Source organism: Actinokineospora guangxiensis (assembly GCF_042657845.1).
GTDB classification, from domain to species: Bacteria; Actinomycetota; Actinomycetes; order Mycobacteriales; family Pseudonocardiaceae; genus Actinokineospora; species Actinokineospora guangxiensis.
Genome location: NZ_JBHSKF010000002.1, coordinates 77,739 through 95,187 on the forward strand (window position 1 = coordinate 77,739; position 17,449 = coordinate 95,187).

Here is a 17,449-nt window from a genome sequence, read left to right on the forward strand (position 1 = left end):
GTGCACCGAGGGGCGGTCAGCCACCCGGGTTTCCCAGACGCGCAGTCTGACCATCCACACCCGCGATCTCCACGGTGCGCCTCTCAGGCTCCAGGCCATAACCTGGCGGCGGGGGGCCGGACACTCGCTCACGGCTGATCCAGCCGTGGACGCCGGGAATCAGGACTTGGCAGCAGCCAGGAAGTCCTTGATCATGGCCGGGTCCTTGACTCCCCGCCGGGCCTCCACACCGCTGGACACGTCGACCCCCCACGGGGTCGCCTCGGCGATCGCGGCGGCGACAGTGGCCGGGGTGAGGCCGCCCGCGAGAAGCCAGTCGCCGACCGGCAGGGTGGCTTCGGTGAGGTCCCAGCGTTCGCCGGAGCCGGGGATGGCCGAGTCCAGCAGGAGGATGTCCTCACCGTAGGCGCCGACCTCGATGTCGGTGTCCGGGGCGAGCGCCGTGGCGCGGATCAGTTGGAAGTCGGGGAAGTGGGTGAAGGCCTCGCGCGGGTAGCTGCCGTGCAGCTGCACCGCGCGCATCCCGGACTCGGCGGCGATCTCGGCCGCGCGCGCGGCGGGAACGTCTCGGAAGACGCCCACGGTCAGCACCGAGTCGGGGATGTCCGCCGCCAGTTCGCGGGCGCGGGCGGGGGTGACCTCGCGGGGGCTGCGGGCGAAGACGAAGCCGACGGCGTCGGCGCCCGAGTCGACGGCAGCGGTCACGTGGGCTGGTTCAGTCAGCCCGCACACCTTCACGAACACGGCGACAACCTTACGCCGCCGCGTGGCCGGGCAACCATCCCGTGCACGGGTGGAAACCCGATCAGCTGAACGCCCTCGCGCAGCCCGCGTCGCCGTCGTGGTAGCCGATGCGGAACGCCTCGACGCGGGCGAAGCCGGAGGGGACCTGCTTGCCGTTGATGTCGGCGGCGATCAGGCTGTTGTCCTGCAGGAGTTCCGCGACGGCCTCGTCCAGGTCGCCGACGGCGAGTTGGAGTTTCTGGCTGCCGACGTCGGGGTCCTTGTCGACGGTGAACTGCGTCCACGCGCCCACCAGGCAGGCGGTGCGCAGGCCCGCGGTCTCGCCCTCCAGCTCGGCGCCGACGCCCTTCTGCACCCCCAGCACGTACCGGGACGCGATTTCGGCGAAGGCGGCGAAGTCGCCGATGCCGTTGCCGTCGACGCCGGGCTCCTCACCGCGCTTGGGCGGGGTGGCGACCTTCTCCATCTCGCCCATGTCGACGGCGACGGTGTTGGAGTCGGGGCAGTAGCTCACCGGCGGGGTGCCCTCGGCGTCGCCGCACTTCGCGCCGTTGCGGGTGATGCCGGGAGCCTGGACGCCCGCGCCCTTGAACGCCTCGTCGAGGCTGTCCTTGAACTTGCCGAAGATGTCCTCGGCGGTGATGTCGGCCTCGCCGCTGGAGCGCTCGTCGTACTCGGTGCGCTCCTTCTCCTCGATGCGCTGCTCGATCTCCGGGACGTCCATGGCCGCGCAGCGCCGCGGGCCCTCGGTGAAGCCCGCCTGGAAGGCGAACACGCGGTCGAAGGCCAAGCCGTGCGCGCCCTTCTCCTTGGCCGACAGGCCTGCCGGGTCACGGATGAAGAACATGGTGGCCAGGGCCTGGTTGAGGCCGGAGCCGGTGTTCATCTCGAAGTGCTTGGCCTTGCCCTCGGCGACGTAGCGGAAGAAGCCGCCCGCGTAGCAGTCGGCCTGCTGCTCCTTCACGATCGTCGGGGTCGCCTGGTTGATGTTGGACTTCTCGCCGAGGCGGAACTGCACGGCGTGGCCCATCTCGTGGGCGAGGACCGCCACGACCGACATCGGGCCGAACTGCTTGTTCAGCATCGGCAGCAGCTTGCCCCGGTCCCAGGCGACGCTGTCGTCGGCGCCGCAGTAGAACGCGTTGACCAGACCCGCGGTGCTCGTCCCGCACAGCTGCACGGGCTTGCCGCCGGAGTCGTAGGAGGCCAGCCGCTTCACCGGCTCGAACTTCTGGCCGCCGAAGTCGGCGGGCATGCGCTCGGTCCAGTAGTCGTAGATGTCGGCCAGGGCGTTGATCGCGAGGCGGTCCATCTCGCCCTTGTCGGCGTTCTCGACGGCGAGGGTGGCGTCCTCGACGCCGGCGCGCGGACCGGTGGGGGCGTTGTTGTCGACCGGCAGTCCCGCGACGGTCCCCGCGTTCACCGCGCCCGCCGCCCTCGGCTCGCCGGGCACCTTCTGCCCGCACCCGACGACCACCGCAGCCGCCAGCGCGACCGCCACCGCCACCTTGTAACCGCTCATCCCAGCCCCTGCATGTCCGACTTGTCCCCGAACCCTACTCATCGATCAACCACCACGTGCGCGGTTCAGCACTCCCGCGCGCCCTCGGCGAAACCCTGCCGGAACAGCGACACCCGCTCGAACCCGGACTCCACCGCGCCGCCGTCGACGTCGCGGGCCACGTAGTCGTACTTGAGCAGCACCTGGACGGCCTCGTCCATGTCGCCCGGGGAGAGGAAGCGCTGCTCGCGCTCGAACAGCGAGGCGGTGAACGCGCCGGTCAGGCACACCGCCGAGCGCTGCGCGTCGGGTCCGCTGAGCGGCTCGCCCGCCGCGGCCAGCGACGCCAGGGCGTAGCGGCCCGCGACGAGGGTGCCGGTGGCGTAGTCGCCGATCTCGGCGTGGATGCCCGGCAGCTCCGCGGACACGTCGACCTCGATGGCGCTGCCGTCGGGGCAGAAGGCGACGGGGCCCTGCGGCCGGGTGCAGCTGGGCTCGTCCTGGATCTCGCGCAGCTGCGGGGTGCGCCAGCTCTCGCCCGCGACCTCGGCGAAGAACGGGTCGAGCAGCGCGGTGATCGACTCCACGATCTCCTCGAAGCGGATGTTGCCGCCGCGCGCCTGGTCGCCCGCGTCGATGAAGCCGGAGAGGGTGAAGGTGCGGTTGTCGACGGTCATCTCCGAGCACAGCCGCGCGCCGGACTCGTAGCCGTCGAGGAAGGCCGACGCCCGGTCGAAGGCGTCGCCGTGCGCGCCGCGGTCGGAGGCCTCGGTGCCGACGGGGTCCCGGAAGCTGATCATCGCCGCGAGCGCGGCGTCGAGCTGGTCGGGCCGCATCTGCAGCCGCTCGGCGTTGCCGTCGACCACCCACCGGATGAAGCCGCCCGCGTAGCAGTCGGCCATCGCCTCGATGAGGATCGTGGGGAAGCGGTCGGGCTCGGCGCGCCGCTCGGCCAGCCCGGCCCCGGTGCGGTTCTGCACGGCGTGCCCGACCTCGTGGGCGAGCACCAGCATGACCCCGGCCTCGCCGAAGCGGTCCTTGAGCACGGGCAGCAGCGCCGCCCTGTCCCAGGCGATGACGTCGGCGGTCGGGCAGTAGAACGCGTTGCCCTCGACCTCGTCGGCCGAGTCGGTGCACGGCGGCTTGGGCGACTCGGCGTCGGCGGTGTCGACGGAGTAGTAGCCGCCCTTGAGGTCGGTGAACTCCTTGTCGAACACCTCGGGGAAGACCCCGCCCCAGTAGACCTTGAGGTCCTCGACCACGGTCGCCGCCAGCCGGTCGATCTCCCCGCCGTCGGTGTTCTCCACGATCCCGGCCGGGTCGACCCCGCCGGGCGTGGTCTCCTCCTTGATGACCCGCCCCTGGGAGATGGGCTCACCGGGGACGGTCGTCGTGCACGCCACCAGCGCCGTCGACAGCATCAGCCCCACGACCAGTCCCGGCACACGCGCACGCACGTTCCCAGTCTGCCTGATGCCCGCCGGTCCGACCGGCCGTTCGGAAGAGTTCGGCCTCAGCCGGGCGGGCGCAGCGCGGCGGCGACGATGTCGTGGATCACCGTGTCGCCGGGTTCGCGGTTGACCAGCAGCACCGGCAGGTCCTCGACCCCGACCCAGGCGAAGCGCGGGTGCTTGTCCCACTCCAGCGCCGGTCGCTCCAGGTCACCGTCGACCTCCACCACGAAGTCCACCGAGTGCCGAAGCAGCCCCCCGGCCTCCCAGGCGCCGACCCCGAGCCCGCGCACGACCCGCCGCAACACCCACCCGGTCTCCTCCCGGACCTCCCTGGCCAGCGCCCCGAGCACCGTCTCCCCGGCCTCGACGTGCCCGCCGACGATGTCCCAGGTGTCCGGGAACAGCCGCCGGACCGGCCCGCGCAGCTGCACGAACGCCCGCCCGGCCGGGTCGAGCACCACGGCGCCGACGACCCACAGCTCCCCCTCGGCGGGCACCGGCACCCGCACCCCGGCGGCCACCTCCACGCCGTTCACCGGGTGCCCACGGCCAGCAGGTGCGCGCTGGCGTTGATCAACAGGGGGTCGCGCTCCACCACCCGCGCGGCGCGCACGGCGGCGTCCAGCAGGGGAGCGTGGTCGGCGACCACGTCGAGCGCGGGCCACGCTGGACCCTCCACACCGAACACCGCCACGTCGAGCGCCCCGGCCGCCGCCACCTCGGCGGCCAACTCGTCGGCGGTGTGCCAGTGGGTGGGCATGAACCCGACGTGCCCGTCGTAGCGACCGGTCGCCACGACCTCAGCGACCGAGGGCTCCATCGCCGCGTCGAGCCGCCCCAGCGAGCCCGCCTGCAGCAGGGAGCAGTACCGGCTCACCCCGGCCGCCGCGAGGACGCCGCCGGGTCGCAGCACTCGGAGCGCCTCGGTCAGCGCCGCGCGGCGGTCGGCGGCGGCGAGGAGGTGGTAGAGGGGGCCGAGCAGCAGGACCGCGTCGTACGCGCCGTCTCCGGCGGGAAGCGCGCGGGCATCGGCGACCGCGGCGGTGACCCCGGGCAGCCGGGCCGCTTCGGCCACGTGGCCGGGCACGGCGTCCACCACGTGCACGGCGTGCCCGTCGGCGGCCAGCCACCGCGCGTGGACACCGGTGCCGCCCCCGACGTCGAGGACCCTCGATCGGTCGGGCAGCACGCGCGTCAGGAGTTCCCGCGTGCGGAGGAACTCCAGGCGCCCGTGGGCGCTGCGGGTGAGCCGCGCGCCCTCGTCGGCGGTCGAGTAGTGGCCGATCAGGTCCATGCGGGCATGATCACGGCCGCCGCGGGCCCGCGGCAACGCGGTTACTCGACCGGCTCCAGCCACACCACGCCCTGCGGGGGCAGGTTGAGCAGGGCGGAGGCCGGGCGGCCGTGCCAGGAGATCTCCTGGGCGACGACCTCCCCGAGGTTGCCCACCCCCGACCCCCCGTACGAGGGCGCGTCGGTGTTCAGCACCTCGCGCCAGCGGCCGCTGCCAGGCAAGCCGACTCGGTAGTCGAAGTACGGCTGGCCTGCGAAGTTGGCGATGCAGGCCAGGGTCTTGCCCGCGCCTTGGCGCAGGAAGCTGACCACGTTGTTGCCGGAGTCGTTGGCATCGATCCAGGAGAAGCCCTCCGGGCGCACGTCGTCGGCGTAGAGGGCCGGGCAGGCGCGGTAGACGGCGTTGAGGTCCCTGACCAGGTGCTGCACGCCCGAGTGCAGGGGGTTCTCCAGCAGGTGCCAGTCCAGCGAGCGGCTCTCCGACCACTCGCCGACCTGGCCGAACTCCCCGCCCATGAACAGCAGCTGCTTGCCGGGGTGCGCCCACATGTAGGCCAGCAGGGCGCGCAGGCCCGCGGCCTTGTTCCAGTCGTCGCCGGGCATGCGGGTCCACAGGGAGCCCTTGCCGTGGACGACCTCGTCGTGGGAGAGGGGCAGGACGTAGTTCTCGCTCCAGGCGTACACCAGCGAGAAGGTCAGCTCGTTGTGGTGGAACGCGCGGTGCACGGGGTCGTGGCCCACGTAGCGCAGCGTGTCGTGCATCCAGCCCATGTTCCACTTGAAGCCGAAGCCCAGGCCGCCCAGGTGCGTCGGGCGGGTGACGCCCGGCCAGGCGGTGGACTCCTCGGCGATCATCATGATCCCCGGGTGGTGCTTGTAGACGGTGGCGTTGAGCTCCTGCAGGAACTTGACCGCGTCCAGGTTCTCCCGGCCGCCGTGGATGTTGGGCAGCCACTCGCCGTCCTTGCGCGAGTAGTCCAGGTAGAGCATCGAGGCGACCGCGTCGACGCGCAGGCCGTCGATGTGGAACTCGTCCAGCCAGAACAGCGCGTTGGCGACGAGGAAGTTGCGGACCTCGGTGCGGCCGAAGTCGAAGACGTAGGTGCCCCAGTCGGGCTGCTCGCCGCGGCGCGGGTCGGCGTGCTCGTAGAGGGGGGTGCCGTCGAAGCGGGCCAGGGCCCAGCTGTCCTTCGGGAAGTGGGCGGGCACCCAGTCGACGATGACGCCGACGCCGCGCTGGTGCAGCGTGTCGACGAAGTGGCGGAAGTCGTCCGGCGACCCGAACCGCGAGGTCGGCGCGTAGTAGGAGGTGACCTGGTAGCCCCAGGACCCGCCGAAGGGGTGCTCGGCGACCGGCAGCAGCTCGACGTGGGTGAAGTTGTGCTCGACCAGGTAGTCGGCGAGCTGCTCGGCCAGTTCGCGGTAGCCGAGGCCGGGCCGCCACGAGCCCAGGTGGACCTCGTAGGCGCTGACCGGCGCGGAACTCCACTCGGTGGCCGAGCGCAGCGCGATCCAGTCGGCGTCGCCCCACTGGTGCTCCGTTGTGGACACCACCGACGCGGTCGCGGGCGGGTGCTCGGTGGCGAAGGCCATCGGGTCGGCCTTCTCGTGCCAGGAGCCGTCGGCGGCGTGGATGCGGAACTTGTACCTGGTCCCGGGGGTCACCCCGGGCACGAACACCTCCCACACCCCGGAGGAGCCCAGCGAGCGCATCGGCTGCGCGCGCCCGTCCCAGCCGTCGAAGTCGCCGCAGACGCGCACGCCCTGCGCCGTGGGCGCCCACACCGCGAACGAGGTGCCCTCGACCGTGCCCGACGGGGTGTCGTAGGAGCGCACGTGCGCTCCCAGCACGTCCCACAGCCGCTCGTGCCTGCCCTCGCCGAAGAGGTGCAGGTCCAACTCGCCCAGGGTCGGCAGCCAGCGGTACGGGTCATCGACCAAGGCGAGGTCGCCGGTGCCGTAGTCGATCTCGAAGGCGTAGTCGCCGGGCGCGGTGTCCAGCACGGCCTCGAACAGCCCGTCGGCGACCTGCTCCATCTCGTAACGGTCCCGCCCGGCGATCACCGCGCACGCCTTGGCGTGCGGGCGCAGCGCCCGCACGGCCACCCGCCCCGGCTCGCCCGGCAGCGGGTGGACGCCGAGCAGCGAGTGCGGGTCGTGGTGTGCGCCGGCGATCAGCCGGGCGAAATCGTCACGCAACGGTTCTCACCCTTGGATGTAGGAGGTCAGTTGGTCCCGGTCGCTCTCCAGCTGGCTGATGCGGGTCTTCACCACATCGCCGATGCTGACGATGCCCACGAGCGCGCCGCCGGAGAGGACCGGCATGTGCCGGATGCGGCGCTCGGTCATCTGGCCCGCCAGCGAGTCGACGGTGTCCTCGGGCCCGCAGGTCACCACGTCGGCGGTCATGATCTCCGAGACGGTGGCGTCCAGCAGCCCGCCGCCGCGCTCGGCGAGGCCGCGCACGACGTCGCGCTCGGAGACGATCCCGACGACCCGCTCCGCGTCCACGACGACGAGCGCGCCGACGTTGTGCCTGGCCAGTTCCCCGAGCAGGCCGCTCACCGTCAGCCCCGGGTCGATCGTCGCCACAGCCGAGCCCTTGCCGCGCAGTACGTCCGCGATCCGCATACCGGTCACCCCGATCCCGTCGACGACACGTGAACGATCAGGCTAACCGCGTTCGGTCGGCCGGAGAACACCTCGTCACCCGGTTGCAGGGCCGCTACCTGGGAATTCATCCGTACCTGCGCAAGGCGGCCAGCGGGATGCCGAGCCAGTCGGGCCGGTGGCTCGCCTCGTAGACGACCTCATACACGGCCTTGTCCAGCTCCAGCGCGCGCAGCAGCGCGCCGTGCTCGCGCGGGTCGCCGCCCACCTCGGCGTAGCCGGAGCAGAAGGCGGCGCGGTTGCGGTCGGCCCACTCCAGCGCCCGGGTGAGTAGCTGGTGGTCGGGCTCGGTGCCGGCGAGCAGGTGCAGCGCGGCGTAGTCGAAGGAGCGCAGCATGCCCGCGACGTCGCGCAGCGGGGAGCGGGTGCGCACCCGCTCGGCGGGGCTGGCCATCGGCTCGCCCTCGAAGTCGATCAGCACCCAGCCCGACGTGGTGCGCAGCGTCTGGCCGAGGTGCAGGTCGCCGTGCACCTGCTGGACGACGGCGCCGTCGAGGCCGCGCAGCGCGTCGAACGCGGCGCGGACCAGCGGCTCGTGCTCGGCCAGCTCGGGCACCTTGGCCAGCGCGGCGTCGAGGCGGGCGTGCAGCTCGGCCACGGCGGCGACGACGGCGTCGGCGGGCATGTGCTCGACGCCCATGCTCTCGGCGAGGTCGCGGTGCACGCGCGCCACCGCCTCGCCGAGCCTGCCCGCCTCGGCGGCGAAGTCCCCGCCGACCTCGCGGGCGAACAGGTCGGCCTCGGCCAGCAGGTCCCGGACGCTGGCGGTGGCTGCCGCCCAGCCCTCGGCGGCGTTGTCGAGGAAGGTCTGGGCGAAGCCGAGCACCAGCTCGTCGGACTCGACCACGGCCACCGGCTGGGCGATCTGGGCGCTGCCTGCGCGCAGCAGCGCCCGGTGCAGCTCGACGTCGCGGTTGGGGCCCGGCGACGGCCTGCGGAAGAGCTTGAGGATGTACTGGTCACCGAAGATCACCGAGGTGTTGGACTGCTCGACGCCGATCGGCCGGGCCCGCAGCCCGGTGGCGATCTGCACACCGGGCTCGGGCGTCCAGCGGATGCCCGCCGTCTGCTCACCCGAGGCCATCAGCCGCAGCAGCAGCGACATCAGCTCCGGGTCCTGGGTGGCCTCGTAGGCGCAGTCGCCGCCGATGCGCCCGATCCCCGCGTGCGCGAGGTGCTCGGGCAGATCGGGGCGCACGCCGATGAGCAGCTGATAGGCCTCGGTGCCCGCGCCCCCGCCCAGGTCGACCTCGACGATCGCGTGCAGCAGCGCGGGCTCCCCGGCGCTGAGCTGGGCCGCCTCGCGGACGCCGACGCGCTCCGGCCGCGATCCCTTGGCCGCGTACCAGCGCTGCCGGGGCAGCCACTCGGCCAGGTCGTCGGTCAGCGCGGCGACGGCGTGCCGCGGGGCGGTGCTCATGCTCGGGGACCCTCCTCGGTGCTGATGTGGAACCAGTAGAAGCCGTGCCCCGGCAGGGTCAGCAGGTACGGCAGCTCGCCGATCGCCGGGAACCGGACCCCGCCGGTCAGCTCGGTCGGCACCAGGCCCTGGTAGGGCGAGAGGTGCAGCTCGACCGGCTGCGGGAAGCGGGAGAGGTTGTTGACGCAGAGGATCACGTCGTCGCCGTGGCGGCGCAGGTAGGCCAGCACGCTCGGGTTGGAGGAGCCCAGCTCGGCGTAGTCGCCCAGGCCGAACGCGGTGTGCTGGGAGCGCACCTGGAGCATGCGCCGCGTCCAGTGCAGCAGCGACGAGGTGTTGTTCATCTGCGCCTCGACGTTGACCCCCTGGTACCCGTAGATCGGGTCCATGATCACCGGGAGGTAGAGCCTGCCCGGGTCGGTCCTGGAGAAGCCCGCGTTGCGGTCGGGCGACCACTGCATCGGGGTGCGCACGGCGTCGCGGTCGCCGAGCCAGATGTTGTCGCCCATGCCGATCTCGTCGCCGTAGTACAGGACGGGCGAGCCGGGCAGGCTCAGCAGCAGCGCGGTGAACAGCTCCTGCTGGTTGCGGTCGTTCTCCAGCAGCGGGGCCAGCCTGCGGCGGATGCCGATGTTGGCCTTCATGCGCGGGTCCTTGGCGTACTCCGCGTACATGTAGTCGCGCTCTTCGTCGCTGACCATCTCCAGGGTCAGCTCGTCGTGGTTGCGCAGGAAGATCCCCCACTGCGCGCCGGAGGGGATGGCGGGCGTCTGGGCGAGGATCTCCGAGATCGGGAAGCGCGACTCCCGGCGGACCGCCATGAAGATGCGCGGCATCAGCGGGAAGTGGAACGCCATGTGGCACTCGTCGCCGCCGACCGAGGCGTCGCCGAAGTACTCGACCACGTCGGCGGGCCACTGGTTGGCCTCGGCCAGCAGCACCCGGCCGGGGAACTCGTCGTCGACGACCTTGCGGCAGCGGCGCAGGAACTCATGGGTCCGGGGGAGGTTCTCGCAGTTGGTGCCCTCCTCCTCGAACAGGTAGGGCACCGCGTCCAGGCGGAACCCGTCGATGCCGAGGTCGAGCCAGAACCGCAGGACGTCGAGCATCGCGTCCTGGACCTCGGGGTTCTCGTAGTTGAGGTCCGGCTGGTGGGAGAAGAAGCGGTGCCAGTAGAACTGCCCGCGCACCGGGTCGTAGGTCCAGTTGGAGCTCTCCGTGTCCACGAAGATGATCCGCGCGTCGGAGTACTTCTCGTCCTTGTCGTCCCAGACGTAGTAGTCCCCGTACGGACCGTCGGGGTTGTTGCGGGACTCCTGGAACCAGGGGTGCGCGTCCGAGGTGTGGTTGAGCACCAGGTCGGTGGTCACCCGGATGCCCCGCTTGTGCGCCTGGTCGAGCAGGTAGACGAAGTCCTCGATGGTGCCGAATTCGGGCAGGACCGCCCGGAAGTCGCTGATGTCGTAGCCGCCGTCGCGAAGCGGGGACGCGTAGAAGGGCGGCAGCCACAGGCAGTCGACCCCGAGCCACTGCAGGTAGTCCAGCTTGTCGGCCAGCCCTCGCAGGTCGCCGGTGCCGTTGCCGTCGGAGTCGTTGAAGGCGCGGACCAGCACCTCGTAGAAAACGGCGGTCTTGTACCAGTGGGGATCGGCCGGCGCCTGTCGAGCGTGGTCGAAGTCCTCCGACTGCGGCTCGGTGAGGTGACCGTCAGCGGTCACCCCTTCTCCGGTGTGGGGGATGCCCTCCAAGCCCAGGGCGGCATCCGGGGCAGCGGTGTACGTCATGTGTCGCCTTTTGTCACCGTCGTCGTTGGCCGGTGTCGTGTCGGTCGGTCAGGAGTACTGCCGGTACTTGGTGCATACCACGCTCGCGTGGCCACCAACCGTCAACGGTTTACCGGCTGTGTCGACTATGTTGCGGTTTGCGCGCACAACAGTCCAATCCGCACCCCGTATGGAGGACGGACACGCCCTATTCTCGGGCACGCGGCCTCGGCCCGCAGCGCCCGGTCCGGATCTTGGGACCAGGAGTCCAACGACACGGGCCGCCCGGCGGGGTGCTCCCGCCGGACGGCCCGTGGTGTGGTCAGCGTCGGATGTGGACGATGTGGGCGACCGAGCGCCAGGGTTCGAGGCGGACGTAGTTCGCGCCCGTCCACTGCCAGGACTCGCCGGTCACCTCGTCGTGCACCGGGTAGCTGCCCGCCGGGTCCAGGCCGAGGGCGGCCAGGTCCAGGTAGAGGGTGCCCTCCTGCGGCGCGTGCGGATCCAGGGTGATCACCGTGACGACCGTGTCGCCGGTCTCCGGGTCGATCTTGGAGTAGGCGATCAGGGCGTCGTTGTCGATGTGGTGGAAGTGCAGGGTGCGCAGCTGCTGCAGCGCCGGGTGCACCCGGCGGATGGCGTTGAGCCTGGTCAGCCAGGGTTGCAGCGAACGGCCCTGGTTGAGCGCGGCGGCGAAGTCGCGGGGGCGCAGCTGGTACTTCTCGGAGTCCAGGTACTCCTCGCTGCCCGGCTTGACCGCCTCGCCCTCGAACAGCTCGAAGCCGGAGTACACGCCCCACGTCGGCGCCATCGTCGCCGCCAGCGCCGCGCGGATGGCGAAGACGGCGGGGCCGCCGTGCTGCAGGGACTCGTGCAGGATGTCCGGGGTGTTGACGAACAGGTTCGGCCGGGCCTCGTCGATGTGCGCGGTGATGTCCACGCCGAACTCGGTCAGCTCCTGCTTGGTCGTGCGCCAGGTGAAGTAGGTGTAGGACTGGGTGAACCCGAGCTTGGCCAGCCCGTAGAGCCGGGCGGGCCGGGTGAAGGCCTCGGACAGGAACAGCACGTCCGGCTCCACCGCCTTGACCTCGCGGATCAGCCACTCCCAGAAGTCCGGCGGCTTGGTGTGCGGGTTGTCGACCCGGAAGATGCGCACCCCGTGCGAGACCCACAGGAGCACGACCCGCAGCACCTCGTTGTAGAGGCCGGTCGGGTCGTTGTCGAAGTTCAGCGGGTAGATGTCCTGGTACTTCTTCGGCGGGTTCTCCGCGTAGGCGATCGAGCCGTCCGGGCGGGTGGTGAACCACTCCGGGTGCTCCTCGACCCACGGGTGGTCCGGCGCGCACTGCAGGGCGAGGTCGAGCGCGACCTCCAGGTCCAGCTCCTTGGCCCTGGCGACGAAGGCGTCGAAGTCGGCGAAGGTGCCCAGCTCGGGGTGGATGGCGTCGTGGCCGCCCTCCTTGGCCCCGATGGCCCACACCGAGCCCACGTCCTCGGGCACCGAGACCACGCTGTTGTTGGGACCCTTGCGGTTGTCCCGGCCGACCGGGTGGATCGGCGGCAGGTAGACCACGTCGAAGCCCATGTCGGCGATGCGGTCCAGCTCGCCGATGGAGGTCTGGAAGGTGCCGTGCACCGGCTTGCCCGACTCGTCCACGCCGCCGGTCGAGCGCGGGAAGAACTCGTACCAGGAGCCGTAGAGCGCGGTCTTGCGGTCGACCCACACCTGGTGGGCCTTGCCCTTGGTGATCAGCTCGCGGACCGGGTAAGCGGTCATCACCCGGTGCGCGGGCTCCGAGAGCGCCTCGGCGATGCGCGCGGCCAGCGGCATCGCGGTGTCGCGCAGCGCGCGGGCCGCCGACAGCAGCAGCTTGCGGTCGGCGCTGCGGTCGGGCCGCCTGCCGACCCGCTCGACCAGCCGGGCGCCCACCTCAAGATCGTTGGCCAGCTCCTCGGCGCCCTGCCCGGCGGCGACCTTCACCTCGACGGCGTGGCGCCACGTCGACCACGGGTCGCTCCAGGCGTCCACCCGGAAAGTCCACAGTCCGGGACTGTCGGGAGCGATGTGCGCCACCCAGCGGTCCAGTCCGTCGCCCTCGGGCTTCATCCGGGTGCTGCGCGAGACCGGGTCTTGGGGACCTCTCCAGGAGACCGTGGCCGCCACGGCGTCGTGACCCTCCCGCCACACGGTCGCCCGGATGGGGATGTGCTCACCCACTACGGCTTTGGCGGGGTAACGGCCGTGCGACACGACCGGGGAGACATCGTCAATTCCAAGCCGACCGCTCACCGGTACGGCTCCTTCCCTCATAGCTGGTCCCTTCCTACAGTCTGCCTTGTTCGATCCAGCCCCACATGACGGGGACTCCGCCCGGCGGGCTTGCCCACGACCATCCGGCCGCTAGGGTCGTGTGCCGTGAGAGCCGTACGCCGATTCACCGTCCGTGCCGGACTGCCCGAGCCGCTGGCCGACCTCGGTCTGCTGGCGACCAACCTGCGCTGGACGTGGCACCCGCCCACCCAGGACCTGTTCGCCGCCGTCGACCCGGATGTGTGGTCGGGTGTCGGCGGCGACCCGCTGCGCCTGCTCGCCCAGGTCCCCGCCGAACGGCTGGACGCGCTGGCCGCCGACGAGGACTTCCTCGGCCGCGTCCGGTCGCTGGCCGCCGAACTCCGCGACTACCTGACCGGCTCGCGCTGGTACCAGGAGCGCGATCTCGGCGGCAACGGCAGCAGGCTGCCGAAGGCGATCGCCTACTTCTCCATGGAGTTCGGCGTCACCGAGGCGCTGCCCAACTACTCCGGCGGGCTCGGCGTGCTGGCCGGTGACCACCTCAAGGCCGCCTCCGACCTCGGCGTGCCGCTGATCGCCGTCGGGCTGCTCTACCGCTCCGGCTACTTCCGGCAGTCGCTGTCGCTGGACGGCTGGCAGATCGAGCACTACCCGGTGCTCGACCCCAACGGCCTGCCGCTGGAGCCGCTGACCGAGCCCAGCGGCGCGCCGATCCTGGTGCACGTCGCCATGCCGGGAAACCGGGTGCTGCGCGCCCGGATCTGGAAGGCCCACGTCGGCCGCGTCCCGCTGCTGCTGCTCGACTCCGACATCGACGAGAACCCCGAGGACCTGCGCAACGTCACCGACCGGCTCTACGGCGGCGACCAGGACCACCGCATCCGGCAGGAGATCCTGGCGGGCATCGGCGGTGTGCGCGCGGTGCGCGCGTACTGCGAGCTGAGCGACACGCCGCAGCCAGAGGTGTTTCACACCAACGAGGGACACGCCGGGTTCCTCGGCCTGGAGCGGCTGCGCGAGCTGGTCTCCGGCCGCGGGCTCGACTTCGACCAGGCCCTCTCGGCGGTCCGCGCGGGTACCGTGTTCACCACGCACACACCGGTGCCCGCGGGCATCGACCGCTTCCCGGTCGAGCTGGTGCAGCACTACTTCGGCGACGAGGCGCTGCTGCCGGGCATCGAGATCCGCCGCGTGCTGTCGCTGGGCGCCGAGGACAACGCGGGCATGTTCAACATGGCGCACATGGGCCTGCGGCTCGCGCAGCGCGCCAACGGCGTCTCGCAGCTGCACGGCGCGGTCAGCCGGGACATGTTCGGCGGGCTGTGGCCGGGCTTCGACACCGACGAGGTGCCGATCAGCTCGGTGACCAACGGCGTGCACGGCCCGACCTGGGCGGCGCGCGAGATCACCGCCATGGCCGACTGGACCAGCCCGTCGGCGGGCCTGTCGTCGGTGGGCGACGCGGAGCTGTGGCAGATCAGGGGCGTGCTGCGCGAACGCCTGGTCGCCGAGGTGCGCCGCCGCGTCCGGGCGGCGTGGCTGCAGCGCGGCGCGTCGGCGCTGGAGCTGGGCTGGACCGACACGGTGTTCGACCCCGACGTGCTGACCGTCGGCTTCGCCCGCCGCGTGCCGACCTACAAGCGCCTGACGCTGATGCTGCGCGACCCCGAGCGGCTGCGCGCGCTGCTGCTCAACCCCGACCGGCCGGTGCAGCTGGTGGTCGCGGGCAAGTCCCACCCGGCCGACGACGGCGGCAAGGCGCTGATCCAGCAGATCGTCCGCTTCGCCGACGACCCGGCCGTGCGCCACCGGATCGTGTTCCTGCCCGACTACGACATGTCGATGGCCCGGTTCCTGTACTGGGGCTGCGACGTGTGGCTGAACAACCCGATGCGCCCGCTGGAGGCGTGCGGCACCTCGGGCATGAAGTCCGCGCTCAACGGCGGCCTCAACCTGTCCATCAGGGACGGTTGGTGGGACGAGTTCCACGACGGCAGCAACGGCTGGGCCATCCCCACCGCCGACGGCGTCGCCGACCCCGTCCGCCGCGACGACCTGGAGGCCGCCGCCCTCTACGAGCTGATGGGCTCGCAGGTCGCCCCCCTGTTCTACGACCGCGACCCCGACGGCGTCCCGACCCGCTGGCTGTCGATGGTCCGCCACACCCTCGACACCCTCGGCCCGCGCCTCCAGGCCTCGCGCATGGTCGGGGAGTACGTCGACAACTACTACGCCCCCGCCGCCGCCGCGGGCGTCCTCGCCGAGTCCGACGACTTCCGCATGGCCAGGGACCTCGCCGAGTACCGCCGCAAACTGGCGGGCGCCTGGTCCTACGTCCGCGTGACCGGCTGCGAACTCGGCCTGGAGGACGGCCACACCCCCGTCATCGGCGACCCGGTGACCGTGCACGCGGTGGTGGACCTCGCGGGCCTGTCACCGTCCGATGTGGAGGTCCAGGCCGTCGTGGGCCGAGTCGGCGACACCGACGACCTGACCGACGTCGTGACCGCCGCCATGCACCCCGGCGAGCACGGCCGCTACTCCACCGAACTGCCGCTGCCGCACGCGGGAGCCCTGGGCGTGACCGTCCGCGTCCTGCCCAAGCACGGCCTGCTGGCCACGCCCGCGGAGCTGGGCAAGGTCGTCCTGGCCTGATGGACAAGGCGACAAGGGCCGATGGGAACGTTCCCGTCGGCCCTTGTCGTGTGATCGACGTGGTGAGCCCACGGCTGTGGTTCTCCTGGCTAGCCGAGCGTCTGCTTCACCGGCGGCCTCCTGGAGGTCGGCACGGGTGCTCCCGTTCTCGGTTTCGGCCTTGACGCGGGTGATCACCGACCACACGATCTACCACGTCGACCGTCCCGACGCCGGGCTGCACGAGTTCGCCGCTGCACGAGTTCGCCGCTGCACGAGTTCACCAAGGTGCCGCGCCCGGGCAGCCACTTCCCATCGCCCTGAACGGCACCGACTACCTCCCCGAGCTGGACGCCTCTCGATCGGCCCCCCGGCGCTGGCGCTGTCGCGGCACCGCACCGCCGTCAACGCCGAGAACGGGCCCGCGTTGGCCGCTCGCCACTTCACACGGCCCTGATCACGGCGTCGCGCTAGGGCTCAGACGTCCAGGCGCTGTCGGATCGCCGCCACGCGGGGCCACCAGGGAGCCGTCTTCTCGGCTTCGGCCAGGGCCTCGCGGGCGGCGCGGTTGTCGTGGGTGGCCATGAGGGCCTTGGCGAGGGTGGCGTAGTCGTCGGCTCGGCCGAGGGGGTCGTCGTTGGTTTGAGTGGCCTGGCGGGCCAGGGGGACGGCGGTGGCGGGGTCGCCGGTGAGGAGGGCGTGCTGGGCGCGGGTGCCGGTGAGCTTGTGGGAGGGGTAGCCGAGTTCGGCCGCGGAGGTGAGGGCGTTGTCGGCGATGGGCAGGCCGACGGCCGGGTCCAGCTGGCCCGCTTCGACGGCGTCGCAGGCCAGGCCCGCCAGGGCGGCGAGGAAGGGGGCCAGCTCGGCGGGGGTCTGGTCGGGTTCGTCGAGGACGGCCATGGCGATCAGCAGGCCGTCGGCGTAGCGGGCGTGGGCCTGGTGGACCAGGACGCGGGCGGCTCGGGCGGTGCGCAGGCCGGGGTACTCCTCGGCGAGGCGGACGGCGAGGGACTCGGCCGCGGCGAGGTCTCCGTCCAGCGTGGCGTCGACGGTCCTGGCGACGGCGGGGGCGGCGTCCAGCCGGGCGGCCTGGTCCCCGGTGAGGCGCAACAGGTTGACGACCAGCCAGCCCGTCGACGTGCTCGCCGGGCGCTTGCGCGGCGTCAGGGCGTGCCCGACCGTCAGTCCACACGCGACCGCCGGGATCACCCACCACAGCGCGAAGGCGACCGTCGCGGCGACCCCGGCCACCGCCGAGCACACCGCCGCCGCCCACATCCTCGGCCGCGCGGGCGCCCGGCCCGGCGCGATCGACACCGACAGGAACACCGGGACCGCCCGGACGACCACCGCCCGCCGCGCCGTCGACCGGTCCAGCACCCGCGGCCCCACCCCCACGACCACCGACCGCACCGCCACCCCGAACGCCGACGCCCCGACGAGCATCCCGAGCTGGAGCGCCAGCAGGCCGGCCAGGTAACCGCCGAGCGTGGCCAGGAGCCCGGCCAGGAATCCGCCGACCGTCTCGGCAGGCACGGCCGACAGCGCCACGCCGACCAGGACCAGCCCGGTCATGGGGTGGCGGACGACCCCGATCCAGCGCGCTCCCCCACCGCGACCAGTCGCGTCCACTGTCCCCGCTCCCCGGGCTCGACCGCCACGTCCACAGCACACCGG

At 72.0% G+C, this 17,449-nt stretch carries 12 protein-coding genes; 1 reads left to right on the plus strand and 11 read right to left on the minus strand.

Translation table 11 applies throughout. The annotated features are described in order from the left end of the window. Positions 1-159: 159 nt before the first annotated feature. The 10 genes from ACFPM7_RS04210 to ACFPM7_RS04255 form a co-directional block, all read right to left on the minus strand. Positions 160-744 (minus strand): phosphoribosylanthranilate isomerase, encoded by a 585-nt coding sequence (locus ACFPM7_RS04210; protein WP_378244005.1) that lies wholly within the window; start codon positions 742-744, stop codon positions 160-162. A 61-nt stretch (positions 745-805) separates the two neighbouring features. Beyond that, a complete protein-coding gene (locus ACFPM7_RS04215; RefSeq protein ID WP_378244007.1) occupies positions 806-2,266 on the minus strand; it encodes a neutral zinc metallopeptidase in 1,461 nt (486 codons plus the stop codon). Positions 2,267-2,331: 65 nt separating this feature from the next. Next, entirely contained in the window at positions 2,332-3,702 is a 1,371-nt protein-coding gene (locus ACFPM7_RS04220) for a neutral zinc metallopeptidase (protein ID WP_378244009.1), read from the minus strand. Between the two features lie 56 nt (positions 3,703-3,758). Then, positions 3,759-4,235, minus strand: a complete 477-nt coding sequence (locus ACFPM7_RS04225; RefSeq protein WP_378244011.1) for an NUDIX hydrolase — start codon at positions 4,233-4,235, stop codon at positions 3,759-3,761. Continuing rightward, positions 4,232-4,993 carry a class I SAM-dependent methyltransferase gene (locus ACFPM7_RS04230; RefSeq protein WP_378244013.1) on the minus strand — a complete coding sequence of 254 codons (762 nt, stop codon included), beginning with the start codon at positions 4,991-4,993 and terminating at the stop codon, positions 4,232-4,234. Before ACFPM7_RS04230 ends, ACFPM7_RS04225 begins: the two co-directional genes overlap by 4 nt. A 41-nt stretch (positions 4,994-5,034) precedes the next feature. Continuing rightward, positions 5,035-7,191: a 1,4-alpha-glucan branching protein GlgB gene (glgB, locus tag ACFPM7_RS04235; protein ID WP_378244015.1), complete on the minus strand. Its 2,157-nt coding sequence runs from the start codon at positions 7,189-7,191 to the stop codon at positions 5,035-5,037. A 6-nt stretch (positions 7,192-7,197) separates the two neighbouring features. After that, the gene (locus ACFPM7_RS04240; protein WP_378244017.1) at positions 7,198-7,623 is read right to left on the minus strand and encodes a CBS domain-containing protein; all 426 of its coding nucleotides are present in this window, start codon (positions 7,621-7,623) and stop codon (positions 7,198-7,200) included. A gap of 106 nt (positions 7,624-7,729) precedes the next feature. Then, the gene (locus ACFPM7_RS04245; RefSeq protein WP_378244019.1) at positions 7,730-9,082 is read right to left on the minus strand and encodes a maltokinase N-terminal cap-like domain-containing protein; all 1,353 of its coding nucleotides are present in this window, start codon (positions 9,080-9,082) and stop codon (positions 7,730-7,732) included. Beyond that, positions 9,079-10,866, minus strand: coding sequence for a maltose alpha-D-glucosyltransferase (treS, locus tag ACFPM7_RS04250; protein ID WP_378244021.1), 1,788 nt, complete (start codon positions 10,864-10,866; stop codon positions 9,079-9,081). The genes ACFPM7_RS04245 and treS overlap by 4 nt, the downstream gene beginning before the upstream one ends. A gap of 301 nt (positions 10,867-11,167) precedes the next feature. Next, on the minus strand, positions 11,168-13,135 hold the full coding sequence (locus tag ACFPM7_RS04255) for an alpha-1,4-glucan--maltose-1-phosphate maltosyltransferase (RefSeq protein ID WP_378244023.1): 1,968 nt from the start codon (positions 13,133-13,135) through the stop codon (positions 11,168-11,170). 126 nt (positions 13,136-13,261) lie between these two features. Between ACFPM7_RS04255 and glgP the strand changes: the two genes are divergently transcribed. Then, on the plus strand, positions 13,262-15,793 hold the full coding sequence (glgP, locus tag ACFPM7_RS04260) for an alpha-glucan family phosphorylase (protein ID WP_378244025.1): 2,532 nt from the start codon (positions 13,262-13,264) through the stop codon (positions 15,791-15,793). A 456-nt stretch (positions 15,794-16,249) separates the two neighbouring features. Here glgP and ACFPM7_RS04265 read toward each other — a convergent pair whose 3' ends face one another. Next, entirely contained in the window at positions 16,250-17,404 is a 1,155-nt protein-coding gene (locus tag ACFPM7_RS04265) for a hypothetical protein (RefSeq protein WP_378244027.1), read from the minus strand. Positions 17,405-17,449 lie beyond the last annotated feature (45 nt).

What these genes read in the sequence shown, in the direction of transcription:
- ACFPM7_RS04215 (WP_378244007.1), bottom strand. Translation starts at nt 2,266, where the DNA reads ATGAGCGGTTACAAGGTGGCGGTGGCGGTCGCGCTGGCGGCTGCGGTG.
- ACFPM7_RS04230 (WP_378244013.1), bottom strand. Translation starts at nt 4,993, where the DNA reads ATGGACCTGATCGGCCACTACTCGACCGCCGACGAGGGCGCGCGGCTC.
- ACFPM7_RS04240 (WP_378244017.1), bottom strand. Translation starts at nt 7,623, where the DNA reads ATGCGGATCGCGGACGTACTGCGCGGCAAGGGCTCGGCTGTGGCGACG.
- ACFPM7_RS04245 (WP_378244019.1), bottom strand. Translation starts at nt 9,082, where the DNA reads ATGAGCACCGCCCCGCGGCACGCCGTCGCCGCGCTGACCGACGACCTG.
- treS (WP_378244021.1), bottom strand. Translation starts at nt 10,866, where the DNA reads ATGACGTACACCGCTGCCCCGGATGCCGCCCTGGGCTTGGAGGGCATC.